Origin of the sequence: Pseudooceanicola marinus (assembly GCF_002786295.1) — a bacterium.
Classification (GTDB): domain Bacteria; phylum Pseudomonadota; class Alphaproteobacteria; order Rhodobacterales; family Rhodobacteraceae; genus Pseudooceanicola; species Pseudooceanicola marinus.
In genome coordinates this window covers 751-1,000 of record NZ_PGTC01000029.1, presented here as the reverse complement: position 1 = coordinate 1,000, position 250 = coordinate 751, and the positions used below count along the sequence as shown (strand labels likewise).

Below are 250 nucleotides of genomic sequence, written 5' to 3'. Positions count from 1 at the left end.
ACGTCGTAGCCGCGCCCCTTGGCCTCGGCCATGACCTCCTTCTGCTGGTCGGCGATGTCCTTCTTCTCCGCCGCCAGCCGCTCGGCGCGCTCGATGAAGCTCCGCAATTCCGCCGCATGCACGCGATAGGCGCCGTCGCGCACCTCGCGATCCGCGTCTGTTTCCTGGAGCCCGGCATCTTCCCTGGATGCCTTCGGGAAGCCCATGTCCTTCATGACCCGGCCCCCTCAGTCGCGCATGGGCATGAGAA

General features: G+C 66.8%; 1 protein-coding gene. It reads right to left on the bottom strand.

Annotated elements, in window-relative coordinates; genetic code table 11:
• On the bottom strand, nt 1-215 hold a 215-nt coding region (locus CVM50_RS19330; protein ID WP_085890270.1), incomplete at its 3' end, for a DUF2312 domain-containing protein.
• Between the last annotated feature and the right edge of the window lie 35 nt (nt 216-250).